This is a genomic window from Exiguobacterium sp. SH3S1 (assembly GCF_004337105.1).
Taxonomy (GTDB): Bacteria; Bacillota; Bacilli; order Exiguobacteriales; family Exiguobacteriaceae; genus Exiguobacterium; species Exiguobacterium aurantiacum_A.
On record NZ_SJUW01000002.1, the window covers coordinates 245,152 to 266,298 of the forward strand.

Here is a 21,147-nt window from a genome sequence, read left to right on the forward strand (position 1 = left end):
GAGGGCCACCCATGCAAAAATACGCACGAATGATCCTCTTCTTTTATTTCAACTTCTTATAGCATAACACTTGAAGTCAGCTAAACTTTCTGATCATTCACCAGACTGTTTCTTGTCGTTTTTCTTCTGCAAATATGCTTCTCGAATCTGATTAAGTTTTTCTTTTTTATTCGAAACAGCTGGTTTTTTACCGTCTTGATACTTGGCAGCAGCTACTTTACTTTTATGATCTAATTGATATTTTCCCATTTGATTCACCTGCTTTCATTTCATTGTGATTGACGTGCTCCGTTAAAATCAAAAAACCTTCTAATCTCAATGAAATTAGAAGGTTTTCAGTAAAAATCGTTGATTCCAGTCACTGTAGACTGCTTAAAAATGGAGACGGCGGGAGTCGAACCCGCGTCCGAAGGCATCGTAACGCATGCTTCTACGTGTGTAGTTTATCTATTGGATCTCAATGTGACACTGCCGATAAACAGGCGTTGTCGCATCCAGTCTGATTCATCTCTTCTTCGCGCCCTCAGACGGCGAGGTTGAAGCGTAGCTTGCTTAGTTTGAGACCCTGATAATCATCCACACAAGCGATGGATGTCAGGATCCGCAGGGCACTTAGGCTGCTGCGAGTTGTGTGTTAGTTTTGCCAGTTATAGGCGTTTGCGTTTTAACGAGGCCGACCCCTCGACACGCCACATACGACCGACCTACCCCCGTCGAATCCATAACGTCCCCGAGGTGGTAATTGGTACTATCACTACTATACCACAATCAGGTCTCGCTGTCAGTATTTTTGCCGGTCCCGGAGTGCCCGGTCGACGTCACGCTTCGCGTCTTTCTTCTTCAAGTCATCGCGCTTGTCATACTTCTTCTTCCCGCGCCCGATGCCGAGGAGACATTTAGCGAAGCCGTTCTTGAGATACACTTTGAGCGGGATGATCGTATACCCGTCCCGGCCTTGTGCGCCGATGAGCTGGTTGATTTGTTTTTTATGCAACAATAGCTTTCGGATACGGAGCGGCTCGTGATTGAACCGGTTCCCTTGCTCGAACGGGCTGATATGACAGTTGTGAAGCGTCGCCTCGCCACCGTCAAAGCGGACGTAGGCGTCAGCGATGTTAATCTTCGACTGGCGCACCGATTTAATCTCGGTCCCGGTCAACACCATGCCGGCTTCAATTGTATCTTCGATCGCATAATCGAAGGACGCTTTTCGGTTTTGCGCGAGCGCGTTCGAATCTTTCTTCTTGGCCATATTACTCAGTCCTTTATATCAAATTACGGAAGGGGTCTCCCCCTCCCGTCAGCGACGTTTCTTCGCTCCGCGTTTCGCGTCGCCTGTTCGTTTTTGACCGTCTTGTTTCTTCAGATCGAGCGCCGAACGTCCTTGTGACGATTTCGGCTTCTCGCCTGGCTTACTCGGCTTGCTCGCTTGGCCCGGTTTTCCCGGTTGTCCAGGCTTGCCTGGCTTGCCGCGTTTCGGACGTTTGTCGTCACGGCCGCGTCCACCGCGCTTATCGTCTTTCTTCGGACGACCTTCCGTCGCTTTGATCGTCGTCGGTTGACGACGACGCGTCTGTTCCCGTTTCGGCATGCCGACGACCGTGAAGTCGATCGTGCGCTCGTCTAGGTTGACGGCGTCGACTTTGACCCGGACCGAGTCACCGATCCGGAACTGACGTTTCGTCCGCTCGCCGAGCAACATGAGCTGTGACTCGTCGAAGTGGTAGTAATCATCCATCGTTTGAAGACGGACGAGCCCTTCGATCGTGTTCGGGAGCTCGATGAACATCCCGAAGTTCGTGATGCCGCTGACGACACCGTCGAACTCTTCACCGAGACGTGACTCCATGTACTCGGCTTTCTTGAGCGCTTGCGTCTCCCGTTCAGCGTCGACCGAGCGACGTTCGCGTCTCGACGTCTGTTCGGCGATCGAGCTGAGACGTTCCTCGTACTTGGCGATCGTCTTGTCCGACAAGTCCTGGTTGAAGGCGTACGTCCGCATGAGACGGTGGACGATCAAGTCAGGGTAACGACGGATCGGCGACGTGAAGTGCGTATAGAAGTCGGTCGCAAGACCGAAGTGACCGAGCGAGACATCGTCATACTTCGCCTGTTGCATCGAGCGCAACATGATCGTGCTGATGACCGGCTCTTCCGGCTGCCCTTCGATCGCTTTCAAGATCTTCTGAAGCGTCTTCGGTTCGACTTTTTGGCCTTTGAAGCGTTCGATATGCACGCCGAAGTTGGCGACGAAGTCGAAGAAGAAATCGAGCTTGTCTGATTTCGGGTTATCGTGCACACGGTAGATGAACGGGACGTCCATCTTGTGGAAGTGTTCGGCGACCGTCTCGTTGGCCGCGAGCATGAACTCCTCGATCAACTTCTCGGCGACCGAGCGTGGGCGCAAGACGATATCGGCTGCTTTCCCTTCCGTATCGACGATGACTTTCGCCTCGGCGAAGTCGAAGTTGATGGCACCGCGCGAGTTACGGCGTGCACGAAGTACTTCCGCGAGTTCGGCCATGAGGTCGAATTCACCGATGTACGGCTCGTAGCGCGCGAGCGTCTCCTCGTCGTCACGTTCGATGATCTCACGGACGTTCGTATACGTCATCCGCTCCGTCGTCTTGATGACACTCGGGAACAGCTCATGACTGACGACTTTCCCGTTTTGCGGCGAGATCTCCATGACACAGCTTAGCGTCAGGCGGTTGACGTGCGGGTTGAGCGAACAGATCCCGTTCGACAAGCGGTGTGGCAACATCGGGATGACACGGTCGACGAGATACACACTCGTCCCGCGTTCGAACGCCTCGACGTCGAGCGGTGAGCCTTCCTTGACGTAGTGTGACACGTCGGCGATGTGGACACCGAGCTCATAGTTGCCGTTGTTCAGTTTCTTGACGTGGACGGCATCGTCCAAGTCTTTGGCGTCTTCGCCGTCGATCGTGAAGATCGTCTCGTTACGCAGGTCGACACGGCCGATGAAGTCTTTCTCGTCCGCCTCTTCCGGCACGGCGTTCGCCTGGTCGATGACGTCTTCCGGGAACTCCGTAGGGATGCCGTGCTTGTAGACGATCGACAAGATGTCGACGCCAGGGTCGTTCTTATGTCCGATGATACGGACGACGTCACACGCTCCGGCGAAACGTCCATCCGGATACTTCGTGATGCGGACGACGACTTTGTGTCCTTCGACGGCACCGAGCGATTTGTCTGTGTTGACGATCGGCCAGAAGTTGATGCGTTTGTCGTCCGGTTCAATGAAGGCGAACTGGTCGAGGCGACCGCTCGGGAGCGTGTACGTCCCGACAAATTCAGATAGGCCGCGCTTCAATACTTTGAGCAACACGCCTTCTGTCTTGCCGCGGTTGTCCTCGCGTTTTTTGACGAGGATCGTATCGCCGTGATAGACGTCTTTCAATTGGTCCGGTGGCAAGAACACGTCTTCTGTCTCGCCTTCGACCGACAAGAAGCCGAAGCCGCGTTGGTGGATCGAGATGATCCCGGCCGCTTGGCCGAGCACGGCGAGCGTGCCGTAACGGTTCGTCCGCGTCCGGCCGATCAAGCCTTCCGCTTCAAGTTCGTTCAAGGTGCGGATGAGCTCTTTAAAGGCATCCGTCGACTCGAGCGCGAGACGCTCGGTCAATTGGTCCACAGTCAGCGCTTTGTCGCTTGACTGGATGATTTCTAGTAGTTGGTCACGTAAATTCAACGTGACACCTCCTTTTTCACACTGACCAGTCCAACGTTTCGAGAAAATCGAGCACGTCCTGGTGCAGTTTCTCTTTTTCTTTGTCGAGGGTGATCACGTGTCCCGAATGCTCGTACATGAGCAGTTCTTTTTGGAACGCGTTGATCGCCTCGTAGATCTCGTGTGCAGATTGAGGATCGACCATGCGGTCTTTCGCTCCTTGGATGACGAGCGCCGGTACGAAGATATCTTCGAGCCGAGACGTCGTCTCCTCGACGAACGCACGTAAATCGGTGAGTGTCGGCATCGGTTTGAAGTCCGCCATCTCCCGCTCGATTTGTTCGGTCGATTTGTCTTCCCTTGATTTATATTCTCGGGCGTACGCCTGGACTCCTTTATACAATCGGTCCTCGGCATCGATTTCAGTCGGTGCGCACATCGGCACGACACCTTTGACGCTCGCTTCTGAAGCGAGACGGAGCGACATGACGCCACCGAGCGATAGGCCGCAGACGGCGATCTCGGCGTAACCTTTGTCTTTCAACGTTTGGTAGGCGTCTTGGACGTCCTGCCACCAGTCGTTCGGTCCAAATTCGAGCAACTCTTCTGGTGGGACGCCATGTCCCCGGTACTGGGGTCCCATGCACGTGTAGCCTTCTTTTTGTAGGAAACGACCGAGCATGCGGACGTCCGCGCTCGATCCTGTAAAGCCATGTAACATTAACACGGCACGTGGTCCGCCTTCGAAGAAGAACGGTTTCGGTGCACTCACTTTCATCGTCCAAGTCAACTCCTCATACATTCCATTATTCCCAAAAAATAATGCAAAAAAACAAAAGCTGACCGCCTCACGTAAAAACCGAGAACGATCAGCCTTTCATCATAGTGATGCGACTAGTAATCCTAAAATGAAAAACAATGTGCCTAGTACAGCTGCAGTTCGGTTCAAAACAGCGTCAAAGCCGCGTGCTTTCTGGCGGCCGAACAACTGCTCCGCGCCACCTGCAATCGCCCCAAGACCTTGCGACCGACCTGACATGAGCAGTACGACGACAATCAATAAAACAGCCACGACGAGCAGGCTGATTGTAGCGATCGTTTGCATAATAGTCAGTTCCTCCTTCTTTTTACACGCTTCTTATTATATAGAAGTTGTGATAAAAACGCCAGCTTTCAAATTAACGGGATGGGTAGCTGAACCCTTCCCCGATCACTTCTTTCACTTGGTGGATGACGACGAACGCACGCGGGTCGGTCACTTCGACGATTTTCTTGAGCGGACCGACTTGGCGCTTGTCGACGATCATGTACAACATGTTCTTATCTTGCTTCGAATAATGGCCGTGACCGTGGATGATCGTCGCTGAGCGGCCGAGCGTCTCCGTCAAGACGGCGGCGAGCTCTTCGTGCTTGTCGCTGATGATCGTGACGGCTTTCCGGATGTTCAAACCTTCGGCGACGAGGTCGATGACCCACGAGCCGATGATGATGGCGATGAGCGTATAGAGCACGACTTGTTCCCCGAGGAAAAAGCCCGACGCCCCGACGACGATGACGTCGATGATGAACATCGAGACGGCGACGCTCATGTGGAGATAGCGTTCCATGAGCCGGGCGATGATGACCCCGCCCCCGGTCGTCCCGCCGACGCGGAGCACCATGCCGATGCCGACACCGATCAAGATCCCGGCATAAATCGCCGCGAGCAGTTTATCCTCGGCCGGGCTACCCCAGTTATGGGTCAAGCTGAGGAAGAACGACGTCGCGACGACGGCGACGACCGAATAGACCATCGTCCGGCGGTCGAGCAACTTATAGCCGACGATGAACAACAGGCCGTTCCCGATGATCGACGTGATACCGAGGTCCCAACCGAACAAGTAGTACAAGATGATCGTGACCCCGAGCAGGCCGCCTTCCGAGAAGGCGTTCGGGACGGTGAAGTAGTTGACCCCGAAGGCGAGGATGAACGACCCGGCGATGATCCAGGCGATGTCCTTCAATGAGATCGATTGGAGTTTTTGCCAAACTTGTTGACGCAAAAGATGTTGTTGCTGACGTTTCATAAAAAATCCCCTTTCCATTTTGCATATAAAAAAGACCGCGGCAAAAGCCGCAGTCTTAACGTTGTACTGGCTTTGGCGCACCGTCTTTCATAATCGGCAACTTGCGGTCTGCGACGTTTTCGTAGACGTTCAAGAGTGCCTCTTTTTCCAAATCCCAGTTATATTTCTCACGCGCCGTCTTCGTGTTCTCTTTGACACGGGCGTAAAGTTCTTGATCTTCGAGCAGGCGGTTGACGCCTTCTGCGATCGATTGTGGGTCGTGTGAGTCGACGACGACACCGACGTCGTTGCCGGCGACGACACGTTCGATCTCAGGGAAGTCACACGACACGACCGGCACTTCGGCCATCAAGTATTCAAACAGCTTGTTCGATGACGCCGAGTAGTGGTTGAAGCAGACGTTGTTCAACACTTGGAAACCGAGATATGCGTTCATCGTGTAGTACGGTAACGCCTCGACCGGTACTTTATCAATCATCTTGACGCGGTCACTGACGCCTTCGTCCTCGATCATCTGTTTGATGACCGGCTTCAGTTTCCCATCGCCGATCATGACAAGCGTGCCTTCTTTAAAGTCTTTCGCCGCCAAGACGAGTTGTTCGAGTCCGCGTCCCGCTTGGACGCCGCCTTGATAGAGCAAGATCTTCTCGTCTTTTGGCAAATCGAGCAAGGCGTGCAAGTCTTTCCGGAGCGAGAAGTCGAGCGGACGGTAGAACGGATAGTTATGGAGCACGTACGGATAGAAACCGTACAACTCTTCGTTGTGCGCCGCACGCGTATGGTTCTCGACCATCATCGAATCGACGTATGGCAACAACCAGCCCTCAAGGTTACTTTGAATGTAGCCGTAACCGGTCCGGTCGGTCTGGACCTCATGCGAGTCGTAGACGATCTTGCCTTTATTGACGAGTTTGCCGGCGATCAACGCCTGCGGCAATGTGTTCAAGTCGTTCGCGTGATAGAAGTCGTACGACTTCTTCGTCGAGGCGAACACCATCTCGAGCATCGCGCTCGCGTTGACGATGTTTTTACGGACCGGCGGGAGCAAAATCGCACCCGCTGCCGCGCCGAGACCGAGCATCGTCAGTGGCGCGAGGATGACTAATCCCGCCCCGACGAGACCGGCCCCGAGTTGGCGCGTCTTCTTCTCCGACACCCACGTCCGGACTGATTTCAACGCCTTCATCCCGTTGACGAGAATCGACGGTTGACGTTTCACACGGATGACGCGGAAACCTTCTGGGCGCATCTCTTCGGCCGGAAGCTCTTTGTTTTTAGGGTCTTGCAAGGCGATCAAGTCGACCTCGTACCCCGCCTCGGCGAGCGCCGAGCATTCGCGAAGGACACGGGCGTCATTCGTAAAGTGGTTCCAAACAAACATACATACCTTCATCGTTGTTCCTCCATCAATAACTTTTCGATCACGTCGTCGAGGACGTGTATATTATTTTCCCAGCACAGGTTGTCTTTCACGTAACGGATGCCGTTCGCCCCGAACTTGTCGCGCAGGTCCGGGCGATCGAGCAATGTCCGAAGTGACTGTTCAATCTCATCGATATCACGCTTCCGTGACACGTAGCCGACTTCCGCCGCTTCGATGACATTCGCCGCATGGCCTGACACCGCCGCGACGATCGGTTTGCCGACCGCCATATAATCAATCAGTTTACCCGGGATGACCGTGTCGAACACGTCTTGGTCGATCAGGCTGACGAACGCGACGTCGGCATTTTTGATCGCTTGGAACGCCTCCGTCCGTGGCATCGCCTCGAGGAAGAGGAAGTTCTTGAACCCGCGGGCTTTAATCGTTTTTTTCAATTCGTTCTTCCGATAACCGTAACCGATCAGCTTGAAGTGGACGCGCGGCTCGTCGCGGAACCGCTCCGCGAGTTCAAGCAACAGCGACACGTCCTGGGCGAGCCCCATGTTGCCGGCGTATAAAATCTCCATCCGGTCGTCTTCGGGAACGGTCCGCTCCAAGTTGCGCTCGCTCACACGGATCGAGTTCGGCATATAGTGGATCATGCCGTTATCGACACCGCGTTGGCGCAAATAGCTGCGGAAGCCTTCCGAGTTGATGATGATCGCATCGGCCGACTTGTAGAGCCGCTTCTCGAACCAAAACGCGGGCGTGAGCATCCAGTCGTACTTGAACACACCGACACCTTTGACCGACTCCGGCCACAGGTCACGGACGTCAAGTACGAACGGGACGCCATGTTTTCGCTTCGCATACACCCCGACGAACGCCATAAAAAAAGACGGGGTCGTCGCGAAGACGACATCCGGTTTCGTATCGAGTGCTCTGACGGCGGCGACACCTTTAATCATCTGTTCGAGAAACAAGGCGAGCCGGCTCAACATGTTCGACGTATGCTTGCGCTGTTTCGTGATCAACCGCTTGATGAACGGTTGGTTGTTCAGCTCCACGTCGTTCCAGAACCGGTCGTCTTTATACAAGTTGAAGTTCGGATACGACGGCGCGGCCGTGATGACCTCGACTTCGTAGCCGCGTTCTTTCATGAGATGCGTAATATTTTGCATCCGGTTGCCGGCGCTGCCGATCTCCGGATAATAGTTTTGACACACCATTAACATTGTTTTCAAAAATAACACACCTTACTGTTGTTCGAGTTCGTCCACGAACCGTTTTAACAGCTCATGGACGTTGGCTTTTAAATCTGGGTCGCGAAGCGCGTAGGCAATCGTCGCTTCGATGAAGCCGATCGGTTCCCCGACGTCATAGCGACGGCCGTCAAATTCGTAGGCGAACACCGTCTGCGCCTCGTTCAAGCGCGCGATGGCGTCCGTCAATTGAATCTCGCCCCCGGTACCGATCTCTTGGGCCGATAACGCCTCAAAGACGTCAGGCGTCAAAATGTAGCGGCCGAGGATGGCGAGGTTCGAGGGTGCTTCCCCGGCGGGCGGTTTCTCAACGAACGTCCGCACCGGGATGAGCTTCCCTTCGACGGCAAGCGGGTCAATTATACCATATCGATTCGTCATTTCATACGGGACACGTTGGACCCCGATGATCGAGCGTTCATGTATCTCGTACTGCTCGATGAGCTGGCGTGTCGCCGGCACTTCTGCCTCGATGATATCATCGCCCAAAAGGACGGCGAACGGTTCGTCGCCGATGAACTTGCGGGCACACCAAATCGCGTGGCCGAGTCCTTTCGGCTCCTGTTGGCGTATGTAGTGGATGTTGGCGAGGTTTGACGAGTGGCGGACCGACTCGAGCAGCTCGGTCTTCCCTTTCGACTCGAGGTTTTGTTCGAGCTCGATGGCCCGGTCAAAATGGTCCTCGATGGCACGTTTGTTCTTCCCGGTCACGATGATGATGTCCTCGATCCCTGAGGCGACCGCCTCCTCGACGATGAACTGGATCGTCGGCTTGTTGACGATCGGGAGCATCTCTTTTGGCATCGCCTTCGTCGCCGGCAAGAAGCGCGTGCCGAGACCAGCGGCTGGGATGATGGCTTTGCGTACACGTTTCATGGACCTATCCCCTTTTATCATTATGTAGATGATTATACCCAAAAATCCGACTTTCACGCACGCTCAAAACGGCCGTGACACATGTCACGACCATTTTCAATCGTCCATACGTGTGTAAAGCCGCCACCGCTGTTGTCTGCAGGCAATCTAGCAGTGCCGCTCGGACGGTGTCACTTGGAACATAAATTCGTCTCGTTGTTACTCGCATCCAACGCTTAAATAACCGGTCCGAGTTGACGTCAACGGAATCAGACGGTGGGCGACTCCTTGGGGAGAGTGATGCAAGGATGACCCCGTAAAGCGCGAAGGCGCTGCGGAGGCATCCGCATCACCCCAGGAAAGCGTCCCACCGTCGGATGAAGTGTCGACAACAAAAAACAGGCCCGCCATAAGGCGGACCTGAAACAATCAATCAATTATTTTTTGAGGTTGTAGAACGACTTGATGCCGTCGTATTTCGCTACATCGCCGAGCATGTCTTCGATGCGGAGAAGTTGGTTGTACTTCGCGATACGGTCTGTACGTGAAAGTGAACCAGTTTTGATTTGACCAGCGTTTGTCGCAACTGCGATATCAGCGATTGTCGCATCTTCTGTTTCACCAGAACGGTGCGAGATAACTGCTGTGTAGCCAGCTTTTTTAGCCATTTCGATCGCGTCGAATGTTTCTGTGAGCGTACCGATTTGGTTAACTTTGATGAGGATCGAGTTCGAGATGCCTTTTTCGATACCTTCAGCAAGTTTCTCAGTGTTCGTTACGAAGAGGTCATCCCCAACGAGCTGAACTTTGTGACCGATTTTGTCAGTGAGCAATTTGAAGCCGTCCCAGTCGTTTTCGTCGCAACCGTCTTCGATTGAGATGATTGGGTACTTGTCAACGAGCTCAGCGTAGAAGTCTACGAGCTCAGCAGTTGTCATTGACTTGCCTTCGCCAGCGAGTTCGTACTTGCCAGTCGACTTGTCGTAGAACTCAGACGATGCAACGTCCATTGCGAGGTAGATGTCTTCGCCAGCTTTGTAACCAGCTTTTTCGATCGCTTCAAGGATAACTGTGATCGCTTCTTCGTTCGACTTAAGGTTTGGTGCGAAACCACCTTCGTCACCGACAGCTGTGTTAAGACCCATACCAGAAAGAACTGATTTGAGGGCGTGGAATACTTCTGCACCCATGCGGAGCGCTTCGCGGAACGTTGGCGCGCCTACAGGCATGATCATGAACTCTTGGAAGTCAACGTTGTTGTCAGCGTGCGAACCACCGTTGATGATGTTCATCATTGGAGTTGGAAGCGTCTTCGCGTTGAATCCACCGAGGTACGTGTAAAGTGGAAGGCCGAGCTCGTCTGCTGCTGCGTGTGCTGCTGCCATTGAGACACCGAGGATCGCGTTTGCGCCGAGTTTACCTTTGTTTTTCGTACCGTCGAGCTCGATCATTTTCGCATCGAGTGCGTTTTGGTCGAAGACATCGTAGCCGATGAGTTCAGGTGCGATTGTGTCGTTTACGTTAGCAACGGCTTTGAGTACGCCTTTACCAAGGTAACGTGACTTGTCGCCATCGCGAAGCTCTACTGCTTCGTGCTCACCAGTTGATGCGCCTGATGGGACGAGGGCACGACCGAAGCCGCCGTCTTCTGTGAATACTTCTACTTCGATTGTTGGGTTACCGCGTGAATCCAAAATTTCGCGTGCGTAAATTTCTGTGATCATTGACATAAAAATCGCTCCTTTTTGTTTGGAAAATGTAGTTTACTTCTTAACGATTGACGTACCGGTCATTTCAGCCGGTTGCTCTCCTCCGAGGAGGTGTAAGAGCGTCGGCGCGAGGTCGCAAAGCGAACCTTTCATAACTGGTTTCAGTTCAACGCCTGGCTTCGTGACGATACATGGTACAGGTTCTGTCGTATGGGCCGTCATCGGTGAGCCGTCCGGGTTCGTGACGAGGTCAGCGTTCCCGTGGTCCGCCGTGATGATCGCCGCGCCGCCTTTGGCGAGTAGTGCGTCCACTACTTTACCGAGGCATTCGTCGACGACTTCGACCGCTTTTTTCGTCGGTTCGAGCATACCGGAATGGCCGACCATGTCCGGGTTCGCGTAGTTGATGATATACGCGTCGTACGTGTCTGATTCGATGCGCTCGAGAAGACCTTCTGTGAGCTCGTATGCGCTCATTTCCGGTTTCAAGTCGTACGTCGCTACTTTTGGCGACGGGACGAGGAAGCGATCTTCACCTTCGAACGGTGTTTCTTGTTGTCCGTTCAAGAAGAACGTGACGTGCGGGTATTTCTCAGTTTCCGCGGCGCGGAGCTGTTTGTACCCTTGCGCGGCGAGCGTTTCGCCGAGCGTGTTTTTCAAATCTTCCGGCGGGAAGACGATATCCGTATCGATCTCATCCGAGAATTTCGTCATCGAGACGAGCAAGACGTTCTCCGGATGCGCGCTCGAGAGCTCGAACCCTTTGAAGCCTGTCTTCTCTTTGAACACTTTCGCGAGTTCGATCGCCCGGTCCGGACGGAAGTTGAAGAACATGATCGCGTCGTTGTCTTTGATCGTCGCGACCGGTTGACCGTCTTTCTCGATGACCGTCGGCAAGACGAACTCATCTGTCAAACCGTCTGCGTACGACTTGTTGAGCACGTCGACCGCATTCGTTCCGACTTCGCCTTTCGCGTTGACGAGGACGTCGTAAACTTTTACGACGCGTTCCCAACGGTTGTCGCGGTCCATCGCATAGTAACGTCCAGACACGCTAGCGACTTGACCGACACCGAGTTCAGCGAGCTTCGCTTCCGTCTGTTCGAGGAAGCTTGCACCTGATTTCGGATCACAGTCACGGCCGTCCGTGAAAGCGTGAATGAATACTTTTTCAATGCCGTGGAGTTTCGCGAACTCGACGATGGCGAACATGTGCTGGATGTGGGAATGGATCCCACCGTCTGAGACGAGCCCCATGATGTGGAGGCTTGAATCATACTTCTTCACATGTCCCGCCAAATGGTTCATCGCTTGACGGTCGAAGAGCGACCGGTCTTTGATGGCGTTGTTGACGCGTGAAAGTGACTGATAGACGACCCGGCCGGCACCGATGTTCAAGTGACCGACTTCCGAGTTGCCCATCTGACCTTCCGGGAGACCGACGTACTCACCTTGCGCATTTAACAGCGTGTGTGGATACGTCTCCCAGTAACGGTCGAAGTTCGGTTTGTTCGCCGCAGCGACCGCGTTACCGAACGTTTCGTTCCGCATACCGAAACCATCTAAGATGATAAGGGCGACAGGTCTTGCCATTTAAATCGCCTCCAACAACTTGAGGAACGAAGCAGCTTCGAGTGAGGCACCGCCGACGAGTGCGCCGTCGATGTCTTCTTGAGCCATATACTCCTTGATGTTCTCAGGTTTGACTGAACCGCCGTATTGGATGCGAACCGCAGCCGCCACGTCTTCACCGTAAAGGCCTTTTACAACGTCGCGAACGTATTTGCATGAGCTTTGCGCGTCTGCTTCGTCCGCTGATTTGCCAGTACCGATTGCCCAAACTGGCTCGTACGCGATGACGAGTTGTTTGACTTGGTCAGCTGAAAGATCGGCGAGGCCACCTTCGACTTGCGTCTTGATGACTTCTTCGAACTTGCCGCCTTCGCGCTCGTCAAGTGTTTCACCGACACAAACGATTGGCGTAAGACCGTGTTCGAACGCTTTTTTCGTTTTGCTGTTGATGAACGCATCTGACTCGCCGAAGTATTCACGGCGCTCCGAGTGTCCAAGGATGACGTAAGTGACGCCGAGGTTGGCGATCATCGCCGGGCTCGTTTCACCTGTATATGCCCCGCTGTCTTTGTCGTACATGTTTTGCGCACTAAGCTTTAAGTTCGATCCTTTAGCCGCTTCTACCATTGGGGCTAAGAATACTGCTGGTGCACCAATCGCCGCGTCAACTTTGTCCGTTGACGGGATATTGTTTTTAACTTCCTCTACGAAAGCGACCGCTTCCGAGAGTGTTTTATTCATTTTCCAGTTACCTGCAATAATCGGTTTACGCATCGATAATCCTCCTCAGTTTTACTTGTCGTTCAACGCTTCGACGCCTGGAAGTTTCTTGCCTTCCATGAATTCGAGTGAAGCGCCGCCACCAGTTGAGATGTGACTCATCTTGTCAGCAAGGCCGAACTTGGCTGCTGCCGCGGCTGAGTCGCCACCACCGATGATTGAATACGCGTCGCTGTCTGCGAGTGCTTGAGCGACACCTTTCGTTCCGTTAGCGTATTTATCGAGTTCGAATACGCCCATCGGTCCGTTCCAAACGACAAGTTTCGATTCGCGAATCGCTTCCGCGTAAATTTCGACCGTCTTCGGTCCGATGTCGAGACCCATGTGATCCGCAGGGATCGAGTCGATATCGACTGGTCCGACGTATGTTTCTTCGCCGAATTCTTTCGCAATCACAGCGTCGACCGGCAACAAGAACTTCACGCCTTTGTCTTCTGCTTTTTTCATGAACTCACGAGCGAGGTCGAGCTTGTCTTCTTCAAGGAGTGACGTTCCGACTTCGTTCCCGAGTGCTTTCGAGAACGTGTACGAGAGTCCGCCACCGATAATGAGCGTGTCAACGATGTCGAGAAGGTGGTCGATGACCCCGATCTTGTCAGCAACTTTCGAACCGCCGATGATAGCCGTGAACGGGCGATCCGGGTTCGAGAGCGCTTTGCCGAGCACTTCAAGTTCTTTCTCCATCAATAAACCAGCAACCGCCGTGTCGACGTTTTGCGCGATCCCTTCCGTCGAGGCATGGGCACGGTGAGCCGCACCGAACGCGTCGTTGACGAAGACGTCAGCGAGCGCCGCAAAGCCTTTAGCGAGTTCTGGATCATTTTTCGTTTCACCAGGGTAGAAACGGACGTTTTCGAGAACGACGACGTCACCTTCACCAAGTTTTGAAACGGCTTCTTCTGCAACTGGACCGTACGCCTCTTCAGCGAGCGGGACGTCTTTGCCGAGAAGTTCACCTAGACGTTTTGCAACCGGTGCGAGCGAGTATTTTTCGTTCTTCTCGCCGCCTGGACGGCCGAGGTGGCTCGCCAAAATGACTTTCGCGCCGCCGTCGATCAAATGCTTGATCGTCGGAATAGCTGCTTGGATCCGCGTCTCGTCTTGAATGACGCCATCTTTAGTTGGAACGTTGAAGTCAACGCGGCAAAAGACGCGCTTCCCTTTTACATCGATGTCACGAATAGACTTTTTGTTCATAAACTTCGCCTCCATATGTCGTGCGTTTAAATTTCATAAATAGAGCGGAGAACAATCTCTTGTTTCCGCTCCTATTTGGTTCTATTTAGTTCACGAACTTACTTCGCGATTTCAGCAAAGTGCTTGAGTGTGCGAACCAATTGTGCAGTGTATGACATTTCGTTGTCGTACCATGCAACTGTTTTAACGAGTTGCTTGTCGCCGACTGTCATGACTTTCGTTTGTGTCGCATCGAAGAGTGAACCGTAAGTGATTCCGACGACGTCAGAAGATACGATTTGGTCTTCAGTGTAACCGAATGACTCGTTCGCTGCTTTTTTCATTGCTGCGTTGATTTCGTCAACAGAAACTGTTTTCTCGAGAACTGTTACGAGCTCAGTCAATGAACCAGTTGCGACTGGTACACGTTGTGCTGCGCCGTCAAGTTTACCTTGAAGTTCTGGGATAACAAGGCCGATCGCTTTAGCCGCACCAGTTGTGTTCGGTACGATGTTCGCTGCTGCCGCACGTGCACGACGGAAGTCACCTTTAGGGTGTGGAGCGTCGAGTGTGTTTTGGTCGCCAGTGTAAGCGTGGATTGTTGTCATGAGACCTTCGATGATTCCGAACTGATCTTGGAGAACTTTCGCCATTGGCGCCAAGCAGTTTGTTGTACAAGAAGCACCAGAGATTACTGTCTCAGAACCGTCAAGGATTTCGTGGTTCGTGTTGTAAACAACTGTTTTCATGTCACCTGTAGCCGGAGCCGAGATCACAACTTTTTTCGCGCCAGCTTTCAAATGAAGCTCCGCTTTTTCTTTGTCTGTGAAGAATCCAGTACATTCGAGAACGATGTCAACACCGAGCTCGCCCCATGGAAGTTCTTCTGGGTTGCGGTTAGCAAGTGTAACGACTTTCTCGCCGTTTACGAGGAAGTGACCGTCGTGTACTTCAACTTCTCCGTCGAAACGACCTTGTGTCGTGTCATATTTGAGAAGGTGAGCAAGCATCTTCGTGTCAGTCAAGTCGTTGATTGCAACAACCTCGACGCCTTCACTCTTCAAGATCTCGCGGAATGCCAAGCGACCAATACGTCCAAAACCGTTAATACCAACTTTTACTGTCATAGTTAATTTCCTCCTTAGGGTAGAAGCTATTTATTAGAAGAGCCAACGGGGGTCAACTCTTTAATAACGAGTTAATAATTCTGTGGCCGCACCTTCGTCTGTGACGAGGATGATGTTCGGCCTATGTTTCGCATATGCGGCAATCGCTTGTGCCTTTGACTTTCCTCCGGCGACGGCGATGACGGTGTCCATGTCGTCGAGCTCCTCTAATTGAATGCCGACCGTCTTGACCCGATGAACGATTTCGCCTTCTGCGTTGAAATAATATCCGAACGCTTCGGCGACGGCTTCGTGCCGTTCGATCATCCGCAAATGCTCCGGTGTGGCGTGACGACGTTTTGCCATCGTTTCGGCCTCACCAATTCCATGTACCACTATTCGAGCCGCTCTAATCATTTCCAGCACATTTTTTATGCTTGGTTCCTCCACCATCCGTTCAAACGTCTTTTGTGAAACCTCATCCGGAATGTGGAGTAAATGATAGTCGGCATGGGCCCGGTCCGCCATTCGAGAACAGACGGTGTTCGCCTGTAACTCGAGCGTTTCGCCGAGTCCGCCGCGTGCCGGCACGAAATGCATCGGTCGTTCTTTTTTATCGGGCGACATCATTGCCGCAACCGATGCCATCGTCGTCCCGCCTGTGACCGCGATGATATTGTCGTCAGGTGCCAGTCGCGCTTTTAGTTGCGTGACGGCGGCCCGACCGATATCTCGCTGGACCCAGAACGTCTCGTCCGAATCTCCCGGTACGATGACGACTTGGCGAACGCCTAGTTTTTGCTCGAGAACTCGTGCGATTTGTGAAATCCCTAGGATTTCTCCCATGACCTCGTGCAAGTCTCTGAGAACGTTTCGGCCCGATTCTGTAAGTGAGATCCCTTGGGTCGCGACTGTGAGAAGACCTTGGTCTTTCAAAAAGTCGACTTCTCGTCTTAAGATTCGTTCCGTCAGCCCGAGGCTAGTGGCCAACGTCCGGCGGCCGATTGGCTGCATGAGCCGGACATAATGTAAGATGTCATAACGATGTCGGAGCGTGTCGAGCAGGTCAGGGACGATTTGCTTCTGAACTTGAATCAGTTGCTGGATCATGCTCATTCCCCCTCGACTTAAAGTGTGGACAAAAATTGTCCCACTTTTATTTTTACGTCCCACCGCTACGAGTTCATCTTACCAATCACCTTACCGTCTGGCAACCCCTTCAAACGTTTTTTTTCGATGTAAGCGTATACTTAACAAATTCTTCAACTTTCTCGTCATCGTATCGCCCTTGACTAATAAGGGTTCCTTCATGTAGAACGACGGGAATCTCAAATAAATATTTTTCTTCAAGCAACGCGTCGCCCGTGATGTCGATTTGCTCGAGCTCGAACGGATAATCTTCCTGTAGCCATTCGAGCATGACGAGCGCCTCCTCACAAAGCGAGCAGTTCTCCCGGCGATATAACGTCAGTACCATGTCACGTCTCCCCTTTCCATAACTGTCGTTCCCGCTCCCGCGAGTTGCCAAAACCTAGCGCCTCACGATAATTCGCGACCGTCCGCCGCGTCACGGTGTAGCCGATCCGGGCCAGCTCATCGGTGAGCGCCTGGTCGCTCAAAGGCGCCGTCTCTTGTTGGATCAGCTCGGCGAGCGCCCGTTTAATCATGAACGGGGCTTGGCCGTGGTACGTGGCGCGGACGAAGAAGTGACGCCACTCCATCACGCCGCCCGCGGTCTTGGCGTACTTGCCTTGAATCGCGCGGCCGACCGTCGACTCATGCTTGCCGATCTCGATGGCGACTTCTTTTCGTGTGAGCGGATGCAGGACGAGTTGGCCGCGGAGCCAGTCCGCCTGGCGTCGCTCGATGACGGCCCACACAGAGCGGAGCGTCTCTGCGCGCATCGCGAGCGTCTCTTGCCACCACTTCGCCTCCCGGTCCGAACCGACGTCCAAGTCAATCATCGGACTGAACCACGTCGTGATGAGTTCCCCGTCTTGAACGACGACCTCGAGTTCGGGTAGAATATGCTCGGTTTCTTCATATAATATCGGTGTCCTCGGGAGCGTGGCGACGATTCGGCTGATTCGCTCGTATTCGTCGGTCGTCATCCCGAGCCTGTCCGCTACATGCTCGACCTTTGCGTCAAGCGCCTCGAACACGTCGAGCACGTGTGGATCGTCATGCTCGATCGCGTGACGGTATTGGCAGTCATGTTCTGAAGCCGCACCGATCCCGGTCGGCTCTAAAAATAACAGTGCGCGCCGGGCCAGATCGACGTCCGCCATCTCGACACCGAATCGCTTCGCGAGGACGGCATCGGTCTCCGGAAGTAGACCGCGATGGTCGAGCGCCATGACGAGTTGTTTTTGAAGCTGCTTTTGGGCCTCGGTCCCGCTTCCTTCGTCAATCTGTTCAAATAGCCGTGCTTCAAAACCGCCCGCCGCCTCCGCAATCCATTCGACCGTACCGCCCGTTGTGACGTGCGTGTTTCGTTTAGCCAACCGGACGAGCTGCCACTCGAGCGCGACCCGGTCCGCCTCAAGAACCGGCAGACGCCGGACCATGTCTTGTGTCAGCTGAAGCTTCTGCAGTTGTTGCTGTTCTTGCCGTTGCATCGGTCACACCCCTCTCACTTCTAATTGTAACGAATGGTCGCCAAACGCGCTTGCAAAAAAAGACATAACAACAGGATTGCTTTTTCAAAAAAACAATTGTATAATAAATCGTGTCAGAGAACATGCACCCGTAGCTCAGGGGATAGAGCACTGGTTTCCGGTGCCAGGTGTCGGGAGTTCAAATCTCTCCGGGTGTATCTACTTATTAAGACGAAGGCAATTTGCCTTCGTCTTTTTTTGTTTTATTACCAATAAAAATCCATCGTATATCATTAATTACTATATGTAGTATATTTAAAGAAATAAATGTGATTGAGGTGTACATGATGGCTTTATCTGTTCCTGAAACAATTCGTACTTCTGCAACGTCAGGAGAGCGCTTAGTGTTTCGTACGTTAAAGCACTATCTTCCTGATGACTATATTGTCTATTTCGAGCCTAGCATTCTTGGCCGACGACCTGACTTCGTAATCATTGGACCGGACTTAGGGCTATTAGTGCTAGAAGTGAAAGACTACACTCGTAATACATTATTTCAATTAACAAACGATGAATGGATCATCACACCTACAGACGGCAAACAGCAAAAAATAAAAAGTCCTTTCGTTCAAGCACGAGAAAATATGTTTCATATCGTTGATGTTCTTAAACGTGATCAAAATTTGATACAAGCAGAAGGGAAATACACATCATCTTTAAAATTCCCTTACGGTTCTGGGGTAGTGTTCACCAGGCTAAATCAAGATGAATGTATACGTCATGGACTTTATAATGTCATTGACCCTTCATTCTCTTTTACACGTGACGAAATAAATCCTGATGACGATGATTTTTCAGAGACTGTGCTGATCGAAAAAATATTAAATATGTTTACCGTCCCCTATCGACTGCGGACCCCTCTCACCCATGATGATATTGACGCTATTCGATATCACTTGTTCCCCGAAGTAAGAATTAGTGCCGAGTTCAAAAAACCCGCACAATATCAAGACCAGTTGCTACTTTCCCTTCACAATATTCGTGCCATGGATTTACATCAAGAAAACTTGGCGAAACAGTTGGGGGATCAAAATAGGCTAATTCGTGGTGTTGCCGGAAGTGGGAAGACGTTGATTCTGGCGAGTCGTGCTAAGTTACTATCGAGACAACATCCCGACTGGAACATCTTAATCCTTTGTTACAATATTTCACTTGCACGTTTCATTGAACAGATGGTCAATCAAATGATGCTCGAACCGGACGATCTATTCGACTTCGATCCTGAAAAAAGAAGAGATCACCATGTTCAAATACGTAACTTCCACGCATGGCTCAAACATGATTTAAAGTTTTCAGAGCAGTCGTTACCACACGTGATTGAAAAACTTCGAAAAAATGAAACGATTTTGCCAATGTACGACGCAATTTTGATTGATGAAGGTCAGGATTTCGAACCCGAATGGCTAGAGCTCGCGAGTGAGCTTCTTAATCCAGAAACAAAATCACTCCTCCTTGTCGAAGATCGCGCGCAATCCATTTACAAACGTAAACGAAGCTATGCACAAGACACAGGTCTGGATTTCCGAGGACGATCTAAAATATTAAGTATCAATTACCGCAATACGGCCCAAATCGTAAAGTTCGCTTGGGATTTTTACCAATCGCAATCAAAATTAAAAAATAAAGTAGTTTCTAAAGAATTAGACGGTGAAATAATCGCACCTCAGAGCACAAGACGACGTGGAGTAGAGCCTGCCATCGTTAAATGCGATAATTTTTTCATAGAAGCAGATATTGTTGCCCGTCAAATTAAAAAGTTACACGTTGAAAAACAAATCCCTTACTCGGAAATGATAATCTTATATCGAGTTCAGAAACTATCGACCATGTATTATGTGGATGTGCTGAGCAGGGCTTTAAATAAACAACAAATCGGGTATTACTGGATAACTGAAAACAGTGAATCTAAACGAAACTTCTCAAAAGATGATCAACTAGTAAAAATTAGCACGATCGATAGTAGTAAAGGGTTAGATTTTCAAGCCGTGTTCATTGTAAATGTTGACAATATGCCTTTCAAATATGAAAGTGATGTCGAACGAGAAGTGGCATTGCTTTACATCGGAATGACTCGCGCCAAAGAATTTTTATTTTTGTCTTACTCTGGGCAATCCGCTTTTACGCAATACCTCGAGTCTCTCAAAACTGAAGTGAAGTCTAGGTTACTGAGGAAAGATAGCTAAGTCATACTTAAAAGTTTTATTGCTGTTTAATCGTGGAATATAGGCTAGAAAGCTTAACCGTTTGACCAACATTGACTATAGCGGTTATGATAGGTTTACACGATACATACAAGGAGGCAAATTCAATGTTAATTCCAACAGTTATCGAACAAACAGGTCGCGGGGAACGCGCGTACGACATTTACTCACGCTTGCTTAAAGACCGGATCATCCTTCTCGGAAGCGCGATCGACGACAACGTCGCCAACTCGATCGTCGCCCAGCTTCTTTTCCTTGCAGCTGAGGACCCAGATAAGGACATCTCACTCTACATCAACAGCCCGGGTGGCTCGATCACTTCCGGAATGGCGATCTACGACACGATGAACTTCATCAAGCCGAACGTATCGACAATCTGTATCGGAATGGCCGCATCGATGGGTGCCTTCTTGCTCCAAGCCGGTGAAAAAGGTAAACGCTTCGCGCTTCCAAACGCGGAGATCATGATTCACCAACCGCTCGGCGGAACACAAGGTCAAGCGTCGGACATTAAAATCCACGCTGAACGGATCATCAAGATGCGTGAGAAGTTGAACCAAATCATGTCCGACAACACAGGACAGCCGCTTGAAGTCATCGAGCGCGACACAGAGCGCGACTACTTCATGTCAGCTGATGAGGCGAGCAACTACGGTCTCATCGATAAAGTCATGACACGTTAACACGTAAACCCATTCTCAGCGGA

19 protein-coding genes, 1 tRNA gene and 1 other RNA gene are annotated in these 21,147 nt (G+C 51.8%); 3 read left to right on the forward strand and 18 right to left on the reverse strand.

What is annotated here, in order from left to right; translation table 11 throughout:
• Window positions 1-93 precede the first annotated feature (93 nt).
• From EVJ26_RS03965 to EVJ26_RS04050, 18 genes are all read right to left on the reverse strand, one after another.
• On the reverse strand, window positions 94-249 hold the full coding sequence (locus EVJ26_RS03965; protein ID WP_131469807.1) for an alcohol dehydrogenase: 156 nt from the start codon (window positions 247-249) through the stop codon (window positions 94-96).
• A 127-nt stretch (window positions 250-376) separates the two neighbouring features.
• Window positions 377-732: a transfer-messenger RNA gene (gene ssrA, locus EVJ26_RS03970) on the reverse strand.
• A 49-nt stretch (window positions 733-781) separates the two neighbouring features.
• Window positions 782-1,252, reverse strand: coding sequence for an SsrA-binding protein SmpB (gene smpB / locus EVJ26_RS03975; protein ID WP_070328710.1), 471 nt, complete (start codon window positions 1,250-1,252; stop codon window positions 782-784).
• A gap of 48 nt (window positions 1,253-1,300) precedes the next feature.
• On the reverse strand, window positions 1,301-3,715 hold the full coding sequence (gene rnr / locus EVJ26_RS03980; protein ID WP_131469809.1) for a ribonuclease R: 2,415 nt from the start codon (window positions 3,713-3,715) through the stop codon (window positions 1,301-1,303).
• A gap of 16 nt (window positions 3,716-3,731) precedes the next feature.
• Window positions 3,732-4,472, reverse strand: coding sequence for an alpha/beta hydrolase (locus EVJ26_RS03985; RefSeq protein WP_131469811.1), 741 nt, complete (start codon window positions 4,470-4,472; stop codon window positions 3,732-3,734).
• 102 nt (window positions 4,473-4,574) lie between these two features.
• Complete coding sequence (gene secG / locus EVJ26_RS03990) at window positions 4,575-4,799, reverse strand: preprotein translocase subunit SecG (RefSeq protein ID WP_012726902.1); 225 nt, start codon at window positions 4,797-4,799, stop codon at window positions 4,575-4,577.
• A gap of 73 nt (window positions 4,800-4,872) precedes the next feature.
• On the reverse strand, window positions 4,873-5,760 hold the full coding sequence (locus EVJ26_RS03995) for a YitT family protein (RefSeq protein WP_167615727.1): 888 nt from the start codon (window positions 5,758-5,760) through the stop codon (window positions 4,873-4,875).
• A gap of 55 nt (window positions 5,761-5,815) precedes the next feature.
• The gene (locus EVJ26_RS04000; RefSeq protein ID WP_201738328.1) at window positions 5,816-7,153 is read right to left on the reverse strand and encodes a glycosyltransferase; all 1,338 of its coding nucleotides are present in this window, start codon (window positions 7,151-7,153) and stop codon (window positions 5,816-5,818) included.
• Complete coding sequence (locus EVJ26_RS04005; protein WP_236635495.1) at window positions 7,150-8,358, reverse strand: glycosyltransferase family 4 protein; 1,209 nt, start codon at window positions 8,356-8,358, stop codon at window positions 7,150-7,152. The genes EVJ26_RS04000 and EVJ26_RS04005 overlap by 4 nt, the downstream gene beginning before the upstream one ends.
• A 21-nt stretch (window positions 8,359-8,379) precedes the next feature.
• Window positions 8,380-9,261: a UTP--glucose-1-phosphate uridylyltransferase GalU gene (gene galU, locus EVJ26_RS04010; protein WP_131468796.1), complete on the reverse strand. Its 882-nt coding sequence runs from the start codon at window positions 9,259-9,261 to the stop codon at window positions 8,380-8,382.
• Between the two features lie 416 nt (window positions 9,262-9,677).
• Window positions 9,678-10,970 carry a phosphopyruvate hydratase gene (eno, locus tag EVJ26_RS04015; protein ID WP_131455853.1) on the reverse strand — a complete coding sequence of 431 codons (1,293 nt, stop codon included), beginning with the start codon at window positions 10,968-10,970 and terminating at the stop codon, window positions 9,678-9,680.
• Between the two features lie 33 nt (window positions 10,971-11,003).
• Entirely contained in the window at window positions 11,004-12,542 is a 1,539-nt protein-coding gene (gene gpmI / locus EVJ26_RS04020; RefSeq protein ID WP_070328704.1) for a 2,3-bisphosphoglycerate-independent phosphoglycerate mutase, read from the reverse strand.
• On the reverse strand, window positions 12,543-13,295 hold the full coding sequence (tpiA, locus tag EVJ26_RS04025) for a triose-phosphate isomerase (protein ID WP_070328703.1): 753 nt from the start codon (window positions 13,293-13,295) through the stop codon (window positions 12,543-12,545).
• An 18-nt stretch (window positions 13,296-13,313) separates the two neighbouring features.
• Complete coding sequence (locus EVJ26_RS04030) at window positions 13,314-14,498, reverse strand: phosphoglycerate kinase (RefSeq protein WP_070328702.1); 1,185 nt, start codon at window positions 14,496-14,498, stop codon at window positions 13,314-13,316.
• Between the two features lie 98 nt (window positions 14,499-14,596).
• Window positions 14,597-15,604 carry a type I glyceraldehyde-3-phosphate dehydrogenase gene (gene gap / locus EVJ26_RS04035; protein WP_131469815.1) on the reverse strand — a complete coding sequence of 336 codons (1,008 nt, stop codon included), beginning with the start codon at window positions 15,602-15,604 and terminating at the stop codon, window positions 14,597-14,599.
• A 60-nt stretch (window positions 15,605-15,664) separates the two neighbouring features.
• Window positions 15,665-16,690, reverse strand: coding sequence for a sugar-binding transcriptional regulator (locus tag EVJ26_RS04040; RefSeq protein WP_201738329.1), 1,026 nt, complete (start codon window positions 16,688-16,690; stop codon window positions 15,665-15,667).
• 112 nt (window positions 16,691-16,802) lie between these two features.
• Window positions 16,803-17,060 (reverse strand): glutaredoxin family protein, encoded by a 258-nt coding sequence (locus EVJ26_RS04045; protein ID WP_131455847.1) that lies wholly within the window; start codon window positions 17,058-17,060, stop codon window positions 16,803-16,805.
• 1 nt (window position 17,061) lies between these two features.
• On the reverse strand, window positions 17,062-18,201 hold the full coding sequence (locus EVJ26_RS04050; RefSeq protein ID WP_131469817.1) for an RNA polymerase factor sigma-54: 1,140 nt from the start codon (window positions 18,199-18,201) through the stop codon (window positions 17,062-17,064).
• Window positions 18,202-18,325: 124 nt separating this feature from the next.
• Here EVJ26_RS04050 and EVJ26_RS04055 point away from each other — a divergent pair.
• From EVJ26_RS04055 to clpP, 3 genes are all read left to right on the forward strand, one after another.
• Window positions 18,326-18,398 (forward strand) — tRNA-Arg (locus EVJ26_RS04055).
• Window positions 18,399-18,527: 129 nt separating this feature from the next.
• Window positions 18,528-20,423 carry a 3'-5' exonuclease gene (locus EVJ26_RS04060; RefSeq protein WP_131469819.1) on the forward strand — a complete coding sequence of 632 codons (1,896 nt, stop codon included), beginning with the start codon at window positions 18,528-18,530 and terminating at the stop codon, window positions 20,421-20,423.
• 86 nt (window positions 20,424-20,509) lie between these two features.
• Window positions 20,510-21,124, forward strand: coding sequence for an ATP-dependent Clp endopeptidase proteolytic subunit ClpP (clpP, locus tag EVJ26_RS04065; RefSeq protein WP_255417547.1), 615 nt, complete (start codon window positions 20,510-20,512; stop codon window positions 21,122-21,124).
• The last annotated feature ends 23 nt before the right edge of the window (window positions 21,125-21,147 follow it).